Source organism: Oerskovia turbata, from assembly GCF_000718325.1.
GTDB classification, from domain to species: domain Bacteria; phylum Actinomycetota; class Actinomycetes; order Actinomycetales; family Cellulomonadaceae; genus Oerskovia; species Oerskovia turbata.
The window spans coordinates 1-301 of sequence record NZ_JOFV01000057.1 but is presented as its reverse complement, the minus strand read 5'-3'; the positions used below and the strand labels follow the sequence as shown (position 1 = coordinate 301).

Sequence of the window (301 nt, the reverse complement as noted above, 5' to 3'; positions counted from 1 at the left end):
GGAGCGGGAGGCGACCAGGCGCACGTCGGCGCCACGACCCGCGAGCGTGTCGAGCGCCTCGTCAGCATCCAGAGCCGTGACCCACACGTCGCTCTGCTGACCATCGGTCTGCACCGTCACCTGACGCCCGTACCGCACGACGACGTCAGCACCGTTCGTGAGCGCAGAGTCACCCGCAGGAGCGATCAGGTCCTTGTCCGTGACCCGAATCCCCTCCTCGGCAAGGAGACCCTCGACCGAACCGGCGAACGTGCTCACCGTGGTGATCTCACCATCGACATCGAGCTCGACGGTCTTCTTC

The 301-nt window shown here is 66.4% G+C and carries 1 protein-coding gene; it reads right to left on the bottom strand.

Going from position 1 to position 301, the window contains the following annotated elements; all coding sequences use genetic code 11:
* Nucleotides 1-301, bottom strand: a 301-nt coding sequence (locus tag IE95_RS0118395; protein WP_030153731.1) for a ubiquitin-like domain-containing protein, incomplete at both ends; no start/stop codon positions are given.